Raw genomic sequence first — 21618 nt, 5'->3', positions numbered from 1 at the left:
GTACCTCTCAAGGGGATTGCATGCCCTTCCCTCTCCCGGTGATCTCCTAGGCCTGGGTCGTGGCGTGCTGGTGGAGGGGTGGTGCGTGATGAGTGCACTGAGCGGCCAGGGCCCACTTCTCTGGTGCTGTCTGCCAAGCGAGTAGAGGGTCTTGGGCCAACCTCGGAGGGGCGGCAGACTTGCATGGCTCCGCGGCAGTCGAAGACGCGGTAGGCCGCTACGGTCGGATGTCAGCGCCGGGCTCTGAACGAATCATGAGCGAGCGTCGGGCTAAGAGCATCGGCGCCCCGGCTGCGTATTTTCCCCTCCGGGAAGACCCGTCCATGAGAGCTAAAAGGCGCTGACAGGACTGAGGCTGCAGATCAGCGGGGGAACTTCATCAGTGACAGTGGTGTCCCCTAAGATTGAGGTCACTGGAGCGCATTGACGCGATGAGCGGTGCGGGAGAAGCGTCAGCGCCGCCAGCCGTCTCTGCTCTCTCCTCACGGGTGCTGCGACAAACAGATGCACGAGGGTTGGCTTCAGTCTGCCGGAATGGTTGCTTCCGGAGGCGCGATCATGTTGTCCTGGTGCTCGTTCATGTCATGCGTACGGAGGGTTCTGCTGTGGAGAAGGGGAAGTACGAGGTTCCCCTGGAGAGGTCGGACTACCTCCAGCTGACTCGCCATCCGGAAAGCTGCACGGAGGAGGAGTTTCCTGCTTGGCTGGAGAGACATGCGTCTGACCGACTCGCAGTGGACCTGTTCTCTGGTGCAGGTGGCCTGAGCTCTGGGGTCGAGCAGGCTGGCTGGACCGTAGCCACCGCTGTGGACTTCGATGAACGGGCACTTGAGACGCATGCCGGTAACTTTCCCGGCCTCAGCCTCCGTATGGATCTTGGGGATCCGGGCGAACGTGATCGACTTGTCGGTCTACTGACGAATGCCAAAATTGATCTGATCGCTGGCGGCCCACCTTGTCAGCCTTTCAGCCGAGCTGGCCGCAGCAAGATCCGGGATCTCGTGCTCAACCACAAGCGGGACCCACGTGATCGCCGAAAGGAGCTGTGGCAGGCGTACCTGGACGTGGTCACCCGCGTACGTCCGCGCGCAGTGCTGATGGAGAATGTCCCGGACATGGGGTTGGGGGACGATTTCGCAGTTGTCCGCATCATCGAGGAGAAGCTGGAGACCCTCGGATACGCCACGCAGGTGCGGCTGGTCGATGCGTGGCACTACGGGGTGCCCCAGCACAGGAAGCGGCTCATCCTTCTCGCCCGGAACGATGTCGAGAGGTTCGACTGGAGTCCGAAGAGGGACAAGCACGTCTCGCTCCGTGATGCTATCGGGGACCTTCCAGGACTCGACGTCATTGCGCGGGAGAGGGTCGGCGCACGCACGCTTCCTTACCAGGATGGGCAGGAGTTGTCCGAGTTCGCCGCTCAGATGCGTAGGGGTGCTGACCCTAAGGTGGTATATGACCACATGACGCGCCGGGTTCGGCCGGACGATTGGGAGATCTTCTCCTACCACATGGACTCGAGCACGCTGTACTCGGATATCCCCAAGAAGCTGCGACGCTACAGAGCGGACAACTTCACGGATAAGTACAAGAGGTTGGACTGGCAGGACCGTAGTCGTTCGATCACGGCGCATATCGCCAAGGACGGCTACTGGTACATCCACCCCCGGGAGCCTCGGACACTCACCGTGCGGGAGGCAGCTCGGGTTCAGACGTTTCCGGATCGATTCCGCTTCGCCGGAACGCGGAGCGACGCCTTCCGGCAGATTGGCAACGCCGTTCCTCCACTCCTGGGCAAGGAAGCGGCCATGGCGGTTCTGCCTGTCGCTGGTGTGCGGGCGCCTCAAGGCGGGCTTCAGCCGCACTGGCGCGTCGTCCGAGACGACCTGACGGCGTGGGCAGACAAGGCGCGAAAGGGCGAGGAGTGGTACCAGTTCCCAGGTGACGAGATGCTGTCGACGCAGGCCGCCGTCATGGCCGTCCTTTCGGGCTCAAAGATGAAGCCCATGCAGCTTCGAGAGCTTATGGAACTCACACGGGGACGCAAGGCGGTCACGCAGCGGTTGTACGGGGCACTGATTAAGAAAGCCCCCACCCCTGGGGTGGCTGCGAAGATCGCACGCCTGCTTCCCCTCGTCGGCGACCGGTACGCGTGGCAGCCGTCGAAAAGCCACGCGGTTCCGGAGCGTATCGGGCTGCGCCCCGCAGAGGAGCGTTTGTACAGCCTTCTCGTTGGGGACCAAGATCTTCTTCTGGTCACGCAGGGAGCAATCCGAGTCGCTGCGAGACTCAACAACAGTGACGCCGATCGCACTAACAGACTGAGCGATGGAAGGGTCAATCTCGTCCGAGTGGTGGGTGCAAGTGACGGCCCCCTACGGATGGCCGCGCTGCGTGTCATCGGGAGCACACTGTGCACCGCGAGAAACCCCTACTGCGCACAGTGCCCCCTGCGGAAGCACTGTGCAGGGAAGCCGGAAGGGGAAGACCTCTTTCACCACGCAGGTGAAGCTGGTGTGAGCACGGCGCACTGACCGCGAGAGATCAGGAGAACCGGCGCGCGCACTCCGCGGTGATCCGAAGCGCAGGGTCATATCCCAGCTGAGCGCACGTCGCACTACCAGGCTCGGACAATCGACCGCCCCGTTGCCGTCACTGCGTCGGTGTCGCGCGGGTCCGGGACCCGGTTCGTCTCGTTTTCGCGGTAGCGATATTAGAAGCATCCGCCGACGAAGACCCGCGCCCCAGGGGGCGTGGCGGTACGAAGTTGGTGGTGCAGCGAGGGGAACCTTGTGTGGATCCGGAAGAGCAGCCCTTGCCGATGCACTGCCTGAAGGAGCGATACTCGGGTCTGGTGCTACGCACCCGTCGGCCAAGCTGTCGGCACTAACCCATTCCTGCCCAACTGGAACTTTGCGTGTTCTCCCGGCCGTTGCCCGTGACCATCCTTCGTGGAGGAGTAGGGCAGGAGAGCCATCCCCCCTCTCGTGATCCGAGTATCAGCCGTGCTGTGCGCCTCGACACCCATGGCAGGGTTGAGCTGCCGTGAACCTTCCTCGCAGAGGCGAGCCTGCCCGCCGGGCCGGAATCCTTGCGTTCAGTGACGGAGGCGATCGGATTATCCCCCAGCGGGCTGAGGACGCGGTCAGGTGCCGGAGCGCTGTGATGCCGTCACTCAAGGCCGACACTCAGCAACCCTGACCGCTGCTTCTCAGATCACGGCAGGACTGAACCCGATTCCGATAGCAGTCTCGTGCACTGACAGAACTTGAGCGGCTTGGGTGGCCGTGATGTCGCCACCGGTCCGTAGCCTGGTGGCGATCACGGTCGCGAGCTGCCGTTCGGAGGGCTCGAGGTTTCGGGTCTGACGTGCCCACTCGCCGAGCGCTTCCCACTCCTCGGCACCGATGGCTCGGACGTCGGCCAACCGCTGTTCTTCGGCCTCTGACGTGTCTTCCGTGAACTCGACTGGCTGCGCCAGTAGTTCGGTGCTGAGTTCCTCGGGGATGTCCCACTTGAGGCGGGAGACGTCCTCCCAGCAGGTGCTGCTCTTCGCCCACTCCGTCACGTGCTTGCCCGGCGCGATCACTCTCTCCATCACAAGGGGACACAGGTCGTGAACTGCGGCCACGAGCGCTGGGGAGACACCCTGCTCACGCCAGATTCGGTCGAGGTCGATCCGCTTTTCCGTCGCCGAGCACAACCGGGCCATGGTGTAGGCGGTGACGAGAGCCTTGTGACTGCCGGCTTCGTGCTCCTTCGCCACCGCGTCCACAGCCTTGAAAAGCAGCCCCATGGCGATCACCCGCTTGCAGAAGGAGATGTCGACTACGGGCGGCTCTCTCTTCGTGCGTTCCATGAACTCGTTGAAGTTCTTCTGGGCGCCACGGCTCACAAGGTGCGGAAGCTCGTTCCATGAGTTCACGTACTTGGCGAGGTCAGCCTTGCTGAACCGTTGCCTTGTGGGATGAAGAGCCCGGAACTTCCGTCTGGCCGGTACGGTGACGTGCTTTGCCTCCTCTTGCGCGTACTGGCCCCGAGCCCGTTCGTAGAACCAACGAGTCTCCTGGCCGGACTCGTCTGTGGCTGGTGCCCACAGGGCCCGGCTGACTCGCTCGAAGTCCACGTGGAACCGATGGTTGGAGCTGAAGTCGACTAGCGTCACCTTGTTCTGCGTGTTGGAGTACTCCGAGATCCGGGGGACGATCTCCTCGAGATGTTCAGGAGCGACCAGGGACAGCTTCATCTGCACTCTGACCTCAGAGAGGTCCTTCTTGTCCCGCTTCATGACGTGGTGCAGCGTGGCGGTCGTCTGACCGCCATTCACGATCTGGAGCCCGGTCAGCTGTCGGATAGCGACGCAGTTGCCATTTGCATCCAGCACGAATTCCGCCTCTGATGCCGTGGCGGTGATCCCGTTGTTGTACGCCAGGAAGCGCTCCGGCCGCTTCAACAACGTCTCGCGGATTTTGCGGTTGACGCCGGTGCGGATCTGGAGGAAGGCCCGGACGTTAAGTTCTAGTAGCCGCGCTCGATGGTCGTCGTAAAGCTGGGCAAGCAGTGCTCCCGGCAGTACGGCGAGAGTCACCGAGTGGTCGGGCTCAGTACTCTCTGCCGACAGGCAGGGAAGCGGGGGATCGAAATCCACCACGATGGGTTCACTGAGGGATCCCGAGGTCTCGTGGCGATGGAGCCGTGTGAGATCCCAGAGCTCGTGGATAACGGGTACGCCGTTCAAGTCCGTCGGTTCCGGGAGAGCGCCTGCTGTGCTCACCTGGTTACTGAAAAGGAACAGCCGGATCTTGACGGCGTCGGCGAGGGCTTTCTCGACGCCCTCGCAGAGCTCATGTACCTCTGTCGTCTCGGGGTGATTGTTGCGGATGGTGCCGCACTTACGGAGGAAAGCGAGTAGCCGACGGTACGCCTTGGCGGTGTCGCCCTTGGTGAGCTTGTCAGCTCCGGGCTGTCCCTGGGCGAGGTCGTACTCGGTGGTGTACAGGTCAAGAGTCGAGCGATCTTCGCTCACGCCGAAGCCATACACGACAACACCGTGTTCTTGGTGGTAAGCGACGTGGGAGTTGGAGACCACGCCCGCCTCCTCGAGCTGCTCCAACACACGTCGAGTGAACGTCTTCGGGATGGAGGCGCCCTCGTTCTCCGCTAGCGACTGTATGTCGTTCATGAGCGTGCGGACGTAGTCGTGAAGGGCCAGCTCAGCCATCGGTACCTCTGATCAGTTCGGCGACCTCGGCGGTCGATACACGGTGCTGCTCAAGCGCTGAGACGCTGATGTCGTAGATGCAGTTTCCGACTCCCTGAGCGAGATCCGACTCCACGATGCGGGGGAAACCGTCGGCCACCTTCCACAGGTCCGCGCGCCGGAGAGTGAACCGAGGCTCGTCGTAGAAGTCTCGCTGATTAGGGAAGTACCCTGCTCGGATCAGTTGCGCGTCCAGCCGTGCCCGTGCGAGTGGGTTGTCGATCTCGCTCCTGACGCTGTCGACCATCGTGTTCAGGCTCTCGCCGGAACCACCTCGCCTCTCGTCCACCGAGATCTGGGCCAACAGCAGGGCCTCGACTCCGGTGTCGTCGAGCTGCCGTTCGTTCGAGATGCGTACGGTGCTGGGGCTCTTCACGGTCGTCGTCTTGATCTCGACTCCCGCGTGAGTGAGCTGGAAGTCCTGGGCCGTTCCCTCGGGCCCTGTCCATGCGGACACCGCGGCGGTGTGGGGTATCGCGGGCAGCACGTACTCGCGCAGGAAGTACAGCTCGCCGAACAGTCCCCGTCGGCCCTCGCTCCCCAGCCCGTCCCGGCTCACGGTCCGCATGAGCTGCTGCCAGTGGAGGAATCGCCGCACCGCCGCCTCGAGCGCCGTCTCGCCCGAGTCCGTATCCCGCACGACCTCCGCGATGTCCTCAACCAACGGAGAGAAGACCTCGCGGAGGTCGTCGGCTGTCAGCGACACCTGGAGTTCGAACTCCCGAGGAGAGATCGAACTGAGTGACAGGCTCAGGCCACTGGCCTGGGGCAGATCGACGAGGAGGCGCCGGACACGGTCAGCGGCCCTGGCATCGGCGCGCAGCAACAGCATCCGGCGGTGCCCCGGGTGGGTCACCGACAGATGGATGTCGTGAGGCGACTCGGGGAACAGGCGTCGGACGGAACGTCCTGCTCCGGGCTGGGGGGTCTCCAGCTCGCGCCAGATGCTCTCGTCGATCACTCGTCGTCCTCGTCCTCTTCGATGTCCAAGTCGGCCCCCTGCTTCCACCAGACGTCGTTGACGACGTACTCGGTCTTGATCTGGCGCTCCGAGAACGGGAAGCTCACCGCGAATCCGACGAGCGGGGCTGGGTCGGTGGCGTCGGTGCTCTTCGGCGGTGCGAGGGGGTAGATGAGCAGCAGGGGCTGGTCAGGGCGCCGCTGGAAGCGGAGCGGCGTACCGGTCGCAGTCGTGGGGTTGCGGGGTGAACCGTCGCGCTTCTTCGAGCCCTCCGCTGCCTTCTTCGTAGCCGCGAGAGCCAGTGCACTTTGGCCCTTGTCGAGATCGATGCTCTCGTCCCTGGGACTCAGAACGCGCTTGATCGTGTAGCGGCCGGAAGTCTTGCGCCCGGACTCCTGACGGGTGACCAGTGCCACGGAGTAACCAGCGAGGTCGACGAAGCCGGCGAGCGGTCGTGAGTTCACGCCGACAACTCGCACTGTCCAGTCGGTCAGTTCACCGTGCGCAGCGCACTTCCGGACGTAGTCAGCGATGAACTTCGGCCGCACACGGTGTGCTTCTTTTGCCGTCTGATAGGTGTCGAAGAAGCTGGCGGCGATGATCTCCGGCGGGACGTGCTTCCACGTGAGGCTGCCGCTGTTCGAATCGACATCGGGTGCCGAGAGGCCAGTCAAAGTCTCCGCGAAGGACCGGAGGGCGTCCAGGTTCTTCTGCGGTGTTCCGTCGTCGAGGTTGAAAATTGTGGTCTCGGGAAGCTCGCCCGAGTAGCTGAGGCGTACGCGCGTCCCCTGCCTCATCTTGTTGGCGGCGGTGATCGCAAGCCCGAGGGAGGAGGTCCGGACCTTGAGGCCGAACTCCCGGGGCGTCAGTCCGAGCACGGACATCTCCTCGACGTCCCGGCGCAGTTCGTCGGTCGCCGCGGTGATTTCCGCGTAGGCGGACTCGAGGGTCGGAGTCGTGTAGAGGCGGCAGAGGTCCTCGTAGCCCGGCCGATATCCGAACCATCGGCCCATCTGGAGCAGGGTGTCGTACGTCTTCGAAGCACGCAGGTAGTAGCTGACCGAGAGCCCTTCGAGGGTCAACCCGCGCGAGAGCTTTTCACCACCGATGGCGATGACCGACAGGCCCTTGTGACGGTTCTCGTAGTAGTCGAGAACGTCCTTCGCAGCGCCGTTGATCGCCTTGACGCGGAACTTGAGGAGCGCCGGGAGGATCTCCTCGGCGACTGTGTCCCAGGTGAGTCGTTCGGCTTCGTCGGTGGGGAAGTAGGCGGTGGTCGGGACGAAGTTCTCCTCCCAGAGTGTGCGGAGCTCGGCGAGACAGCTTGCGGAGGCGCTGCCGTACCGGTCACGGAGACTCTCCGAGAGGAACCGTACGTAGTCGTCCACCTGGTCGCGTACGTGCCCTTGGACCGCGGTGAACCGCGTGACATGAACCAGCATGGAGTTGTGCTTGTTCACCTGCCTGCGGGCACGGCGCGCAGCGCAGGTGAGGACGAACGAGTGGATCGCCTGCCGGAGTGAGGGGGGAAGGTCTCCACTCGGGACCCAACTCGACTTGTGTTTGTCGGGAACCCACGACGCGGTGTCCGTCACGTGCTCGACCAGCGGCAGCGGGTCGATGTCGTCCTCCTCCTCGTCGTGCACCCGTAGGCCGAAGAGGCGCTCCGGGCCGAGGTAGTTGGAAGGAGCACGCAGGGCGCGGATGAAGCTGTGGGGGAACAGGTCCTCGCCGAGGATGTCGTGGTCGGCATCCGAGTCGACATAGATGTTCGCGAACGGCGTGGCCGTATATCCGACGTACGAGGCCTTGTCGAAGCTGTTTACCAGCTTCCGGATGGCCTCGTTGATCTTCGTAGGTTCGGAGTCGGGGTCCGCGGTGTTGATGGACGCGTTGTCGGCCTCGTCGTCGATCACGAACAGAGGGATTTCCCGGACGATCTTTCGGCCCGACTGAGGATCCTCCTCGCCGTGGACTTCCGTGATCCAGGTCCGGAGGTAGTCGATGATCCGGCGGTGCTTCTTCACGACGAGCACGACGGGGAAGCTGGCGATGGGGAGGTTGGCCTTCGAAGCGGTCCGCCTGTCGAAGTCGCCCTTCTCTGCGCTGTTGGTCAGTGATGCCACTGGCAACTGCTCCACGTGGGACATGGCCCCCACGCCGATCTTCCGGTTGGCGCCTTCCTGGTCGGAGCGGAGCTGGTACTGCGTGTCGAACCCGAGGAGTCCTTCGTCGATGCGGAGCTGGGTCTGGCTGCGGAGGTCGTTGTGGATGCCCGCGAAGACGACGATCAGTCTGTAGCCGGCGTCCGCGGCCTTCGTGGCGAGCCCGATGTACTGTCCGGTCTTGCCCGACTGGACCTGGCCGATCACCAGGCCCGTCCGCCTCCATCGTCCAGGGCGACGGGGGTCCTCGAGTTCGCCGAGTACCTCCTCGGTGCTCCGGTCCAGCGACCGCACCACCTGAGGAGGCATACCGACGACGGTCTTCAGATACCGGTTGTACCGATCCCAGAAGGCCCAGTCGCGGTCGTTCTTGGCATCCGCCAGCCAGGGGACGTGACCCTCGGAGTTGTGCAGGGCTGCCGAGTCCTCTTGGTAGACGTTCGTCTTTGCCTCGAGTTCCTTCGCCAACCGTGCGCGGTCGACCGTCATCCCCTGCAGGCTGACGACGCTCATGGCCATGTTCGTGGCGGTTTCGACTTCCTCCGGGGTGGCCTGACGGTCACCAGGCAGGAACATGAGTGCTGCCGTCACTGCATGGCCGAACGCTTCGTCATCGACGGTACTCACGGGTCTCTCCTGGCTATCTGCTCTGAGTGTGCAGGGAGTTGAACGGTATCCGGTACCACTGACAGAGCGTCAGCTGCTCCAGAACCCGTCAAGCTGGTCGAAGGGCTGTGTCGTCCTGATCAGGGCTCTCGCCTCCACGGCGGATCTTCCCTGTGCCAACAGAGCCTCGTACATCTGCCGGGCGACCTCGATCGCCTGCGCATCCGCCGGGCCAGGGCCGCCGAACGGCTCCGGGTCGTCCGGCGTATCCGTCTCGTGCAGGACTCGCAGCGCGGGCACCGGCACCGTCTCCTCTAGAAGACGGAGGAGAGCTCGGACGCGAGCCGGGTCGGAGTCGGTGTCCTTGAGGACCGCTTGTACGAGCGGATGGCGCTTGTTGATCTTGCAGCTGACCTTGCCGTTAGCACGCCGGACGGTCCAGGGAAACGAGAGCGGCCCGCTGTGTTGTCGCGCTGCGATCTGACCCCGATGCCGCACTGTCTCGGCGGCCTCCCGACGCACCATCTGAGCGATCCGGGTGAGGTGCCGTCGCAGGGACACAGGCGGGACGACCGCGGCCTTCCGCACGTCCACGCGCCACTCAGCGTCCATCTCGGCAGGGATGTCCACGGAGACGCGGGCCAGATTGAACCGTTCCTCGCGACGGAGACTCCGCAGACCGAGCCAGCTGCCAGCGAGGATTAGCCGGTCCCTCCGGTACACGTAGAAGCCTTGGTGCCGCAGCCAACCCTGGGGGCCGCCAGCGTTGTCGTACTCATCGGGGGTCAACCGCTGGGAGCCAGGGAGAACGAAGGGTTCCACCAGAACCGTGTGGCCGTCGAGGGGCAGGGGCTCCGGCGGCAGTCGGCGTAGCGACGGGTTGGATGTGAGGAACGGGTCCCAGGGCGAGACTCCGACACCTGCGACCCGCATAGTCAGCGGGGACGACCCGATGAGGAAGCGCGCGAACACGAGACCGAGATGTGTGCGGACCTTCTCGGCCTCGTCGTAGAACTGCTGCTGGGTCTTCTTATCTTTCTCGGAAACAGCCTGGTAGCCCGAGAGTCGTTGCCACAGGACCACGGTGCCGCTACTCCGGCTTTCGGTGATCCTGTCCAGGATCTCCGAGGTCTCGACAGTCGGGGTGTGCAGGAGTCTCCACTCTCCGGTCTTCTCGACGACGTCGAGATCCCAGGTGCGGGTGATCCAGTCACCGGTGGTGGCGGTGCTCACCGTGAGCAGACGGCACTGCGAGAAGGAGGCAGACTTCAGGCCGACCCCATAGCGCCCGAGATCGGTGGACGATCTGTTCGTTGCGGGCCCGCGGGCGGCGACCGTCATGGCGGTGATGAGCTCTTCTCTCGACATGCCGCAGCCATCGTCTGTGATCGCCATCCAGGACTTTCGCCCGGCCCAGGTGAAGTCGATCTCGATAGTCCGAGCCTCTGCGGAGACGCTGTTGTCGACCAAGTCCGCCAAAGCGTCCGGGAGCGAGTATCCGAGGGAGCTCAAGGAGGCCACCATGCCGACGGGCGCCGGGGGCGCGATGTCGTAGGTCATCTCTGGTCTCAGCCTGCTTCCCGCCCCGGACAATGGAGTTCGGTGTACGGCTGCTTCGGAGAACCATGTGGCACCGAGCAGGCGGACACACCGGGTACAGAGGGATCTTCGCCTGCTGGTCATGTAGATCGTTAGTGCGTAGCCCCCTACCCAGTGGCGATCGTAGTGGAGGGAGATGCAAGATCCCTGACTTTCTGGACTTTCCTCCTGTCAGCTTGGCACGGGTGCCCGACGCCGAGGTCCCGGCGGCGGGTGAAGACTGCCCCGCGAAGTGAGCGGGTCGTGGAGTGCGTCATCTGCGTCCCAGCAGCCGATGACCTCCGACAGAATGAGCGCATGATTCCAGACTTCGAGGTGGAAGTACGTCGCGTCTACGAACTCGGAGAACTGACGGACGACTTGACGGCTGAGGATGTTGCGGTCGGTTTCACCAACCACGAGGGGTACGAGTGCATGGGGCTTCCTGCCTGGAGCGAGGTCGAAGCCTGCCTCGTCGAAGAAGCGGAGATCCTGGCGCGTTCTGGCGCGTCCACTGCGTCCGACGGGATCGCGGAGGTGATGAACGCGATCTGTGAGCACGACGACGTGGGGCACGCCGAGCTCATGCAAGAGTTTCGTTGGAACGATCCCGGGGCTGCCGGCCTCGTCTTGGCACTCTCTGCTGCAGGCACGGCCACGTTCTACTCGTGTCGCGGCGGCGTGCCTGGTGAACACCACTCGAAGTACCCCCGTGTGGGGCTCGTCCCCGACGCGGGGAGAGCACGGCTCATCGCGCGCCTCGCTGAATCCGCGAGCTGCGGCATCCGGCAGTACGGCGGTGGTTGGTACCTGTACGCACGCTCGGTCGCGGACTTCCACAGGCTGGCGCACCTCGTCTTGGAGCACCGGGACGACTTCGACAACATGCCGCCACCTGGCTGGGCCAACGGGTTGGATGATGCGTTGGCCCGCCTGGACGGTGAGTGACATCATTTGCTCGCTTACTGGCTGCGAGTGAGTAGAGGCCGTGTGGTTGTAGGTTTTCAGCACAGCAGAGTTGCAGGAGCAACGATATTTGAGCTGGTGCCCACCGGTGGGCACATAGGGCCTGGGCAGCAGGATCGAGCAGGATGTAGCGGGATGGAAACGGGTGGGAAAGTCCGATTCACTCGTAACGACTTGGTAAAACCGCAGGTGAGAGCGTCGCTCGTTCGGGTTCGAATCTCCTAGGCTCCACAGAGAAACGCCGTAGGGCGGGGTCACCTCAGCTGAGGTGACCCCGCCCTACGGCGTTTCTCTGTGCTTCCGGGTCAGCGCAGGTCGTCCTGGTCCGCGGCCTCCGACTCGGCCTGCTTGGCCTGGACCTCGGGGTCGAGGGAGGCCTGACCGCTGCCGTCGACCGAGGTCAGCGGCGTGCTGTCGGGGACCTCTGTCGCGGCAGGCGGCTCGACGAGCCAGTCCGGGTTGGCCTGCTTGTCCCACCACTTCCAGGCAGCGACCGCACCACCGGCCAGGATGCCCAGGACGATGAGCCCCTTGGCCGCGCGTCCTGCGCGGGCCCGGCGATTGTGCTTGCGGGCCAGGCGCTGGATCTCCTTGGGGGAGACCTCACCGCGCAGCGCGGCGAGCGCCGCGGCCCCGCGGGACGCCGCCTCGTCACGGACGGGCTGAGCCGCCGCCACGGCGTGCTCGATCCGCGGCTTCGAGTAGTCGGCGGCCTGCTGGGCGGCCTTGCGGGTCTGCTTGGCCGCCTTACGGGTGCGGACGGCTGCTTCGTGCGCGGCCTGGTCGACCTTCGGCGGCACGTGCGTACGGGCCTGCTCGATGCGCGGGCCGACGTGAGCGCCGTACTGGACACGGGCTTGCTCGGCGGCCTGCGAGACCTTGGGCGCGAGCCGTACGCGGGTTTCGTGCGCGTAATGGACGGCCTGGTCCTTGGCCGTGCCGGCGTAGGGGGCCACCGCCTCCGCGGCATGCCGCACGCTGTCCCTCGCCGAACCGGTCGCGGCGCGCACGCTGTCGATGCGGGTCACGGGATCCTCCTCCTCGGTGGCTTATAGGTATGTCACCTTTCCACCCTTTCAAGGATCATGCCTTTTGGATGGCTCCGAGGCATGAGAGGGCGGGCATCCGGGTGTGATCAATTTGATCAAATCGGTACAAGGAGAGTTTCTTCGCCGACAATGCCACGGATCGTCGCGGCGCGCTCCCACTCGGTGGCTACTCGTCGCAATCCGGTCCGTGGGAGGATCGGGGCGTCACAGAAGACAACAGAAGACAACGGAAGGCAGACCGTGGCCGAGCAGCTTTACGCCACCCTCAAGACCAACCGCGGCGACATCGAGGTGCTGCTGCACCCCAACCACACGCCCAAGACGGTCAAGAACTTCGTCGAGCTCGCCCAGGGCGAGCGCGAGTGGGTCCACCCCGCGACCGGCAAGAAGACGGCGGGGCGGCTCTACGACGGCACGGTCTTCCACCGCGTCATCAGCGGCTTCATGATCCAGGGCGGCGACCCGCTGGGCAACGGCACGGGCGGCCCCGGCTACGAGTTCGAGGACGAGTTCCACCCCGACCTCGCCTTCGACAAGCCCTACCTGCTCGCCATGGCCAACGCCGGGCCGGGCACCAACGGCTCCCAGTTCTTCGTGACGGTCTCCCCGACCGCCTGGCTCACGCGCAAGCACACGATCTTCGGCGAGGTCAAGGACACGGCGAGCCAGAAGGTCGTCGACGAGATCGCGGCCACGCAGACCAACCCGCGCACCGACCGTCCGGTGAACGACGTGATCATCGAGTCCGTCGTCATCGAGACCCGCACCGCCTGACACCGGCGCACCCCGCGAGGGAACCAAACCGCCCCGCCCATCCGTATGGAAGGGCGGGGCGGTGCGTTCGCCGCGCGCGCGTAGCCGCGCCTTCGTACGGACATTGAGGGGACCCCATGGACCAGGCACCAGGCAGCCCGCAGGGGCCTAAGGACGCACAGGAACTGCCGGGCTGTTACCGGCATCCGGACCGCACGACCGGCATCAGCTGCACGCGCTGCGAGCGCCCCATCTGCCCGGAGTGCATGATCAGCGCCTCGGTCGGCTTCCAGTGCCCCGAGTGCGTGCGTGAGGGCTCGTGCACCGGCCACGCGCCCGCGGCGAACCAGCCGCGCACCCTCGCGGGCGGCTCGATCGCCGCCGACCCGCGGCTGATCACCAAGATCCTGATCGCGATAAACGTTCTGGTGTTCATCGCGATCAGCACGAACGACCGGCTCGTCGGCGATCTCTTCTTGATCGGTGAATGGCCGCCCTACCCGTACGAGCCGACCGAAGGCGTCGCCGAAGGCCAGTGGTACCGCCTGGTCACATCGATGTTCGCGCACCAGGAGATCTGGCACATCGGGTTCAACATGCTGGGCCTGTGGTGGCTCGGCGGTCCGCTGGAAGCCGCGCTCGGCCGCGCTCGTTACCTCGCGCTCTATCTGCTCTCCGGCCTGGCCGGCAGCGCGCTCACCTACGTCCTCGTCGACGCGAGCGACGCCTCGCTCGGGGCATCCGGGGCGGTCTTCGGCCTGCTCGGTGCGACTGCCGTCCTGATGCGGCGCCTCAACTACGACATGCGCCCCGTCATCGCGCTGCTCGCGCTGAACATGCTCTTCACGTTCACCATGGATGGCATCGCCTGGCAGGCGCACGTCGGCGGTCTGGTCGCCGGTGTCGCGATCGCGTACGGGATGGTGCACGCGCCTCGCGAGCGGCGGACGCTCGTGCAGTGGGGGACCTGTGCGGTGGTGCTCGTCGTGGTCCTGGCGACTGTGGTCATCAGGACCGCGCAGCTCGTCTGAAGGTCCGTCTGAAGCTCACCGATGTCGTCCGATGGCCAGGGTTGTCCACAGCGTGTGCCCACGCTTGTGCATTCCGTGGGGAACAACAGTGCCCCTTGTCGCTGACCTGGGTTTCCCCAGGAGGGACAAGGGGCCTGTGAGGGCTTGCATGGCGATCAGCCAGTCATACCGGCGTCAACACCGAGTGGGTTATCCACAGATCGTCTTTCTTTTCCCCAGCCGAGGCCGGGATGTGGATAGCGCTGTGGATAACTCAGGGCAAGGCTTGCGCACGGCCCTGCTGGGGTGGCGCTACTTCCACTGAGTGGAGACGCCGAACCCCGCGGCGATGAAGCCGAAGCCGACGACGATGTTCCAGTTGCCCAGCGGGTCGATCGGCAGCTTGCCGTCGGTGACGTAGAAGACGACGATCCAGGCGAGCCCGATGAGGAACATCGCGAGCATCACCGGCGCCACCCAGCTACGGCTGGTCAGCTTGATGTTCGTCGCCTTCTTGGCGGGCGGCGTGTAATCGTCGGCCTTCTTGCGGATCCGTGACTTCGGCACGAGGGTCTCTCCTGTCGATACGGGGAGCTGAGCCCTCCCCCGGGCGTCCGTTAGCGTAGTGCTTCCGCGGCGCTGAAGGAGATAAGGGTACGTTGAGCAATTCCGCCGACTCCCCCACAGGTCCCGCTCGTCGTCCTCGATGGCGGCCGGTCCGGTTGCTCACGGCCGCCGTTTTCGCGCTCGCGGGCCTCATCTTCTTCACCAGCTTCAACACGGCCAAGGGCACGAACATCCGCACCGACGCCTCTCTCCTGAAGCTCTCCGACCTGATCGAGGAGCGCAGCCACAAGAACGGCAAGCTCGACGAGTCCAACGGCTCGCTGCGCGACGACGTCGAGTCCCTGGCCGAGCGCGACAACGGCGGCACGAAGGCCGACGACGCCCGGCTCAAGGCCCTGGAGAAGAACGCGGGCACCAAGAAGCTCAGCGGCGAGGCCGTCTCCGTCACCCTCGCCGACGCCCCGCCGAACGCCACCGCCAAGCTCCCCGGCTACCCCGAGCCCCAGCCGAACGACCTGGTCATCCACCAGCAGGACCTCCAGGCCGTGGTCAACGCCCTCTGGCAGGGCGGCGCCGAGGGCATCAAGGTCATGGACCAGCGGCTCATCTCCACCAGCGCCGTCCGCTGCGTGGGCAACACCCTGATCCTCCAGGGCCGCGTCTACTCGCCGCCGTACAAGGTGACGGCCGTCGGCGACCCGGAGAAGCTCAAGACGGCGCTCGCCGCGTCCCCGGAGATCCAGAACTACATGCTGTACGTCAACGCGTACGGCCTCGGCTGGAAAGTCGATGACGACGGGGCGATGACTCTTCCCGGCTACTCGGGCACAGTGGATCTCCACTACGCGAAGCCCGTGGAGTAAGCCGCCCGTGGAGTAAGCCGCTGGGGGAGCCTGTGTCGGTGCGAGTGCTCGTCAGGACGTTCAGCGAACTGTGCATCACGATGGGCACGTTGATTGTTCTCTTTGTGGTGTACGTCCTCTTCTGGACCGGCGTGAAGGCCGACAACGCCATGGACAGCCAGATCGACAAGCTCCAGGACCAGTGGTCGCAGGGCTCGGTGTCCACGGGCACGGACGACAAGCCCACCGAGACCGGGGCCGAGACCGAGACGTCCCCGAAGAAGCCCGGCCCCTATGAGGACGGCAAGCCCTTCGCCGTCATGTACATCCCGCGGCTTGGTTTCACGTGGAACAAGCCGGTGCTCCAGGGCACCGGGACCGACATCCTCAAGAAGGGGCTCGGCCACTACGGGGACACCGCGCAGCTCGGCCAGAAGGGCAACTTCTCCGTGGCGGGCCATCGCCGCACGTACGGGGACCCGTTCAAGGACTTCCCGAAGCTGCGGCCGGACGACGCCGTGGTCCTGACCGACGGCACCACATGGTTCACGTACCGCATCGACAACAAGCCCTACAAGACGCTGCCCGGCGACATCGGGGTCATCGATCCGGTCCCGCGCAAGTCCGGATTCGAGGGGCCGGGGCGTTACCTCACCCTTACGACCTGTGAGCCAGAGTGGGGCCACAGCCACCGGTTGATCGTCTGGGCGCACCTCGACGCGACCCAGCCCGTCGAGGCCGGGAAACCGGAGGCACTGCGCCGTTAGTCTGGTGCCGTACGGCTACGGAAGGGACGGCATGTACGGCTGGATCTGGCGGCATCTGCCGGGAAACGCATGGGTAAGGGCACTGCTTTCGCTGGTGCTCGTCTTCGCTGTGGTCTACGTGCTCTTCCAGTACGTCTTCCCCTGGGCCGAGCCGCTGCTGCCCTTCAACGATGTGACGGTGGACGGCCAGTGAGTACCGACGGACGCCCGACCCGCATCCTCGTGGTCGACAACTACGACAGCTTCGTCTTCAACCTCGTCCAGTACCTCTACCAGCTGGGTGCCGAGTGCGAGGTTCTGCGCAACGACGAGGTCGAGCTGCGCCACGCGCAGGACGGCTTCGACGGTGTCCTGCTGTCGCCCGGCCCCGGTACGCCCGAGCAGGCGGGTGTCTGCGTCGACATGGTGCGGCACTGCGCCGGCACCGGTGTGCCCGTGTTCGGCGTCTGCCTCGGCATGCAGTCGATGGCGGTGGCGTACGGCGGAGTGGTGGACCGTGCGCCGGAGTTGCTGCACGGCAAGACCTCCGCGGTGGTGCACGAGGGCAAGGGTGTCTTCGCAGGGCTGCCGTCGCCGTTCATCGCCACGCGCTATCACTCGCTCGCCGCCGAGCCGGCCACGGTTCCGGCCGAGCTCGAGGTGACCGCGCGGACGGAGGACGGCATCATCATGGGCCTGCGCCACCGTGAACTGCCGGTCGAGGGCGTGCAGTTCCACCCCGAGTCCGTCCTCACCGAGCACGGCCACCGCATGCTCGCCAACTGGCTCGTGGAGTGCGGCGACACGGGAGCCATTGGTCGATCGAGTGGTCTTGCCCCGGTGGTGGGCAGGGCCACGGCGTGACCGCGTTGCGCCCCGAGCGCGATTCCTCCGGAGTTCCGTACGGCGACGATCAGTACGCGTCGTACGGGGATCCAGGGGCATTCGAGCAGCCCGGGGCGTTCGAGGCGGCCGTCGACCACCTCGCCGATCCGCTGACGGACCCGCTGCCGGGCCAGCATCCGTCGCCGTGGTTCCGCAGCGGGCCCGCGGAGCCGGAGCCGGAGCCGCAGGCCGCTCCGCTCCCGGAGCAGCCTCAGGAGCAGGAGTGGTACGACCCCGAGGGGTACGCCCGCGACTGGTACGGGGTGCGGGAGCCGACGTACGAGGAGCTGTACGGCGCGTACGCCCCTCCGATACCCGAGGTCCCCCAACCGCCGGTCGACGACGAGACCGTGGGCCTGCGGACCGCCGACACCCGCCGAATAGCCGAGCCCGAGCCCGAGCCCGAGTCCGAGTTCGAGCCCGAGACCGAGCCGGAACGCCCCACGGGAGGCCGGGCCGCCCGCCGCAAGGCCGCCAAGAAGGGTGCCCCTCAGCAGCCCTCCACGGCAGCGTCCGCGGCCCCCCTCTCCCGCGTGGAGGCCCGTCGCGCCGAGCGTGCCCTTAAGCCCTCCGCGGGCACGGTGATCAGCCGAGGGCTCGGCGAGGTGTTCATCACCGTCGGCGTCCTGATGCTTCTCTTCGTGACGTACCAGCTGTGGTGGACGAACATCCGCGCCCACCAGCAGGCCAACGGCGCCGCAAGCGACCTCCAGGAGAGGTGGGCGAACGGCAAGGGCAAGCCGGGCGCCTTCGAGCCGGGCCAGGGCTTCGCGCTCCTGCACATCCCTCGCCTCGACGTGGTCGTGCCGATCGCCGAGGGCATCGACAAGTCGAAGGTCCTGGACCGCGGCATGGTCGGCCACTACAACGAGGGCAGCACCAAGACGCCCATGCCGGACGCCAAGAAGGGCAACTTCGCGGTCGCGGGCCACCGCAACACCCACGGCGAACCGTTCCGGTACATCAATCAGCTCGAACCGGGCGACCCCATCATCGTGGAGACGCAGGACAAGTACTTCGTCTACAAGATGGCGAGCATCCTGCCGCAGACCCAGCCCAGCAACACCTCGGTGATCGGACCGGTCCCGCCGGGGTCGGGCTTCACCAAAGCGGGCCGGTACATCACACTGACCACCTGTACCCCGGAATTCACGAGTAAGTATCGAATGATCGTCTGGGGCAAGATGGTCGAGGAGCGCCCGCGCAGCAAGGGCAAGCCGAGCGCGCTCGTCCAATAGAACGGTGAGAACGGGGCACATCGAGTGGCAGCCACGACCGACCACGACGAGGACAAGGCCGAGGCGCCCGCGCCCGCGCCTGCGCGCGCACCGAGGCCACGGGGACGCGGACCGATCGCCACGGCGGTCAGCGTCTTCGGTGAACTCCTCATCACCGCGGGCCTGGTGCTCGGTCTCTTCGTCGTCTACTCCCTGTGGTGGACCAACGTCGTCGCGGACCGCGAGGCGCACAAGCAGGGCGACCAGGTGCGTGACCGCTGGGCGGGCGGCCCGGGGAACCTGGACACCAAGGACGGCATCGGCTTCCTCCACGTCCCCGCCATGGGCAACGGCGAGGTCCTGGTCAGGAAGGGCACCAGCAGCAAGGTGCTCAACCACGGGGTCGCGGGCTACTACGAGGACCCGATCAAATCGGCGCTCCCGCAGGACAAGGAAGGCAACTTCACGCTGGCCGCGCACCGCGACGGGCACGGCGCGAAGTTCCACAAGATCGACAAGATCAAGAAGGGCGACGCGATCGTCTTCGAGTCCCGGGACAAGTGGTACGTGTACAAGGTGTACTCGACGCTGCCCGAGACGTCGAAGTACAACGTGAAGGCCCTGGACCCGATCCCGAAGGAATCGGGCGCGAAGAAGCCGGGCCGCTACATCACGCTGACGACGTGCACGCCGGTCTACACCTCCAACTACCGCTACGTGGTGTGGGGCGAGCTGGAGCGGGTCGAGAAGGTCGACAACAAGCGGACGCCGCCGGCGGAGCTGGACTGAGTCCGGCACCACACGCTGAATCCGGCACCCCACACGGAAGGAGCCCCGGACGCCGCCTGCTCGGCGGTGTCCGGGGCTCCTCTCGTGCGCTGCGGTGTGCAGCGGTGTACTACTGCGGCGGGTCTAGTTAGTCCTCGTTGCGGGAGAACCCGTCGCTGCCTCCGAGGAAGCCGCCTCCGTCGCCCCCGCCGTTGCCGCCGCCGTTGTCGCCCTGGTTGCCGCCTGCCGTGGTCAGGTTGATCGCGGTGTCGGGTGCGACCTGCTGGCTGGCGGGCGGGTCCGAGAGGACGACGAGGGCGTCGTCGTCCTGCGGGCCCGTGATGGTGCCGACCGTCAGACCGGCGTCCTCGATGGCCTTGCGGGCGTCCTTGAGCTTCTGGCCGGTGAGGGCCGGAACGGTGGCCTGCTCGGCCTTCTTGGCGACCTTCAGCGTGACCGTGGAACCGGGGTCGGCCTCGGTCTGCGGGGCGAGGCTCTGCGAGATGACCTTGCCGGCCTCGACGGTGTCGCTCTCTTCTTCCTCGCACGTACCGACGAGGTCGTTGGTCTTCAGCTGAGCTTTGGCCTCTTCACAGGTCTTGCCGGTGACGTCCGGGACCGTGGCCTTGGCGGCCTCCTTGGCGACATCAAGGGTGATGGTGCTGCCCTTTTGCACCTCGGTGCCGGAGGTCGGGTCCTGCTCGAGGACCTCGCCCTCGGTCTCGGGGGACTCCACCTGCTTGGGCTCGACCTTGAACTGGTACTTGGAAGCTTCGAGCTTTTCCGTGGCTTCGTCGATGTCCAGGCCGATGACGCTCGGCACCGCCACCTTCGGCGCCCCCGTGGAAACCGTCACGCTGATCGTGTCGCCCTTGCTGACCGTCGCGTTCGCGCCCGGGTCCTGGGAGCAGATCTCGCCCTTCGGGAACTTTTCGCACGGCTTGCGCTCGGAGGGGTCGAGGACGAGGTCCACGTTCTCCGCCGACTGCTTGGCGTCCGCGAGCTTCTCGCCGACGAAATTCGGTGCCTTGAGCGAGTCGTCGCCGCCACCGCCCCCGGTGAACGCCCACTTCCCGATCAGGATCGCGCCCACCAGGACCAGCAGGCCCGCCAGCACGAGCAGCACCGTAGACGTGCTGCTCTTCTTCTGGCGGCGGCGTGAGTGGTCGTCGTAGCCGTCGTCAGGGCCGCCGACCGGCGGCATCATCGACGTCTGGCCGCCACCGTTCTGCGGGCGCAGCATCGCCGTCTGCTGGTCGGCTCCATAGCCGTCGGTCCCGCCGTAGCCGACCGCGCCCATGGCGGCGGTCGCCTGGACGGGCTGGCCGTCGAGGCAGGCCTCGATGTCGGCGCGCATCTCGTCGGCCGACTGGTAGCGGTAGTCCGGGTCCTTGGTGAGGGCCTTCAGGACGATGGCGTCCATCTCCGGCGTGATCTCGCCGTCGAAGACGCTCGGGGCCTGGGGCTCCTCACGGACGTGCTGGTAGGCCACCGCGACCGGGGAGTCGCCCACGAAGGGCGGGCGGACCGTGAGCAGCTCGTAGAGCAGGCAGCCCGTCGAGTAGAGGTCGCTTCGCGCGTCCACCTGCTCGCCCTTGGCCTGCTCCGGCGAGAGGTACTGCGCGGTGCCGATGACCGCCGCCGTCTGCGTCATCGTCATCCCGGAGTCGCCCATGGCGCGGGCGATGCCGAAGTCCATGACCTTGACCTGGCCGTTGCGCGTCAGCATGACGTTCGCGGGCTTGATGTCGCGGTGGACGATGCCGTTGCGGTGGGAGTACTCCAGGGCCTGGAGGATGCCGATGGTCATCTCCATGGCGCGCTCGGGCAGCAGCTTGCGCCCGGAGTGCAGCAGCTCACGCAGCGTGGAGCCGTCGACGTACTCCATCACGATGTACGGGATGGAGATGTTGTCGACGTAGTCCTCGCCGGTGTCGTAGACCGCGACGATCGCAGGATGGTTGAGCGAAGCGGCCGACTGGGCCTCACGGCGGAACCGGGCCTGGAACGACGGATCACGCGCGAGATCGACCCGCAGCGTCTTCACCGCCACGGTGCGTCCGAGGCGGGTGTCGTGCGCGAGGTAAACCTCCGCCATCCCGCCTCGGCCGAGCACCTGGCCCAGCTCATACCGCCCGCCGAGGCGACGCGGCTCTTCCATAGCTAATCCAGCCCTCTCCGTCAGTCCCGACCGCACCCTTGTGTGGTCCGGCGGTGTGCTGTCCGGGCATACCGTACCCGGCTC

The 21618-nt window shown here is 65.7% G+C and carries 17 protein-coding genes; 10 read left to right on the top strand and 7 right to left on the bottom strand.

Annotation, left to right across the window (positions count from 1 at the left end; translation table 11 throughout):
- The first annotated feature begins 605 nt into the window (after positions 1–605).
- Complete coding sequence (locus tag M4V62_RS21520; protein WP_249588884.1) at positions 606–2534, top strand: DNA cytosine methyltransferase; 1929 nt, start codon at positions 606–608, stop codon at positions 2532–2534.
- Between the two features lie 677 nt (positions 2535–3211).
- On the opposite strand, the gene M4V62_RS21515 is transcribed toward M4V62_RS21520, so the two are convergent.
- The 4 genes from M4V62_RS21515 to M4V62_RS21500 form a co-directional block, all read right to left on the bottom strand.
- A complete protein-coding gene (locus tag M4V62_RS21515) occupies positions 3212–5221 on the bottom strand; it encodes an AIPR family protein (protein ID WP_249588883.1) in 2010 nt (669 codons plus the stop codon).
- Positions 5214–6221 (bottom strand): PD-(D/E)XK motif protein, encoded by a 1008-nt coding sequence (locus tag M4V62_RS21510; RefSeq protein WP_249588882.1) that lies wholly within the window; start codon positions 6219–6221, stop codon positions 5214–5216. Before M4V62_RS21510 ends, M4V62_RS21515 begins: the two co-directional genes overlap by 8 nt.
- Entirely contained in the window at positions 6218–9013 is a 2796-nt protein-coding gene (locus tag M4V62_RS21505; RefSeq protein ID WP_249588881.1) for a Z1 domain-containing protein, read from the bottom strand. The genes M4V62_RS21510 and M4V62_RS21505 overlap by 4 nt, the downstream gene beginning before the upstream one ends.
- A gap of 69 nt (positions 9014–9082) precedes the next feature.
- Positions 9083–10552, bottom strand: a complete 1470-nt coding sequence (locus M4V62_RS21500) for an ATP-binding protein (protein ID WP_249588880.1) — start codon at positions 10550–10552, stop codon at positions 9083–9085.
- Between the two features lie 336 nt (positions 10553–10888).
- Between M4V62_RS21500 and M4V62_RS21495 the strand changes: the two genes are divergently transcribed.
- Entirely contained in the window at positions 10889–11518 is a 630-nt protein-coding gene (locus tag M4V62_RS21495; protein ID WP_249588879.1) for a hypothetical protein, read from the top strand.
- A 323-nt stretch (positions 11519–11841) separates the two neighbouring features.
- Here the strand turns inward: M4V62_RS21495 and M4V62_RS21490 are convergent, their stop codons facing one another.
- Entirely contained in the window at positions 11842–12564 is a 723-nt protein-coding gene (locus M4V62_RS21490; protein WP_249588878.1) for a DUF5324 family protein, read from the bottom strand.
- Between the two features lie 261 nt (positions 12565–12825).
- On the opposite strand from M4V62_RS21490, the gene M4V62_RS21485 reads away from it, so the two are divergent.
- On the top strand, positions 12826–13359 hold the full coding sequence (locus M4V62_RS21485; protein WP_249588877.1) for a peptidylprolyl isomerase: 534 nt from the start codon (positions 12826–12828) through the stop codon (positions 13357–13359).
- A 116-nt stretch (positions 13360–13475) separates the two neighbouring features.
- Complete coding sequence (locus tag M4V62_RS21480; protein WP_249588876.1) at positions 13476–14369, top strand: rhomboid family intramembrane serine protease; 894 nt, start codon at positions 13476–13478, stop codon at positions 14367–14369.
- A gap of 291 nt (positions 14370–14660) precedes the next feature.
- On the opposite strand, the gene crgA is transcribed toward M4V62_RS21480, so the two are convergent.
- A complete protein-coding gene (gene crgA, locus M4V62_RS21475) occupies positions 14661–14915 on the bottom strand; it encodes a cell division protein CrgA (protein WP_160506128.1) in 255 nt (84 codons plus the stop codon).
- A 92-nt stretch (positions 14916–15007) separates the two neighbouring features.
- Here crgA and M4V62_RS21470 point away from each other — a divergent pair, with 92 nt between their 5' ends.
- The 6 genes from M4V62_RS21470 to M4V62_RS21445 are packed head-to-tail and all read left to right on the top strand — an operon-like array spanning position 15008 to position 19394.
- Positions 15008–15778: a DUF881 domain-containing protein gene (locus M4V62_RS21470; protein ID WP_249588875.1), complete on the top strand. Its 771-nt coding sequence runs from the start codon at positions 15008–15010 to the stop codon at positions 15776–15778.
- 38 nt (positions 15779–15816) lie between these two features.
- Complete coding sequence (locus M4V62_RS21465) at positions 15817–16524, top strand: class E sortase (protein ID WP_249588874.1); 708 nt, start codon at positions 15817–15819, stop codon at positions 16522–16524.
- A 4-nt stretch (positions 16525–16528) separates the two neighbouring features.
- Positions 16529–16717, top strand: a complete 189-nt coding sequence (locus M4V62_RS21460; protein ID WP_249593234.1) for a hypothetical protein — start codon at positions 16529–16531, stop codon at positions 16715–16717.
- Positions 16714–17367: an aminodeoxychorismate/anthranilate synthase component II gene (locus tag M4V62_RS21455; protein ID WP_249588873.1), complete on the top strand. Its 654-nt coding sequence runs from the start codon at positions 16714–16716 to the stop codon at positions 17365–17367. Before M4V62_RS21460 ends, M4V62_RS21455 begins: the two co-directional genes overlap by 4 nt.
- Positions 17364–18626: a class E sortase gene (locus M4V62_RS21450; protein ID WP_249588872.1), complete on the top strand. Its 1263-nt coding sequence runs from the start codon at positions 17364–17366 to the stop codon at positions 18624–18626. The genes M4V62_RS21455 and M4V62_RS21450 overlap by 4 nt, the downstream gene beginning before the upstream one ends.
- A 24-nt stretch (positions 18627–18650) precedes the next feature.
- Complete coding sequence (locus M4V62_RS21445; RefSeq protein ID WP_249588871.1) at positions 18651–19394, top strand: class E sortase; 744 nt, start codon at positions 18651–18653, stop codon at positions 19392–19394.
- Between the two features lie 127 nt (positions 19395–19521).
- Here the strand turns inward: M4V62_RS21445 and pknB are convergent, their stop codons facing one another.
- Positions 19522–21534 (bottom strand): Stk1 family PASTA domain-containing Ser/Thr kinase, encoded by a 2013-nt coding sequence (gene pknB, locus M4V62_RS21440; protein ID WP_249588870.1) that lies wholly within the window; start codon positions 21532–21534, stop codon positions 19522–19524.
- Positions 21535–21618 lie beyond the last annotated feature (84 nt).

The organism is Streptomyces durmitorensis, assembly GCF_023498005.1.
GTDB classification, from domain to species: Bacteria; Actinomycetota; Actinomycetes; order Streptomycetales; family Streptomycetaceae; genus Streptomyces; species Streptomyces durmitorensis.
This window is presented reverse-complemented; position numbering and strand designations above follow the sequence as displayed.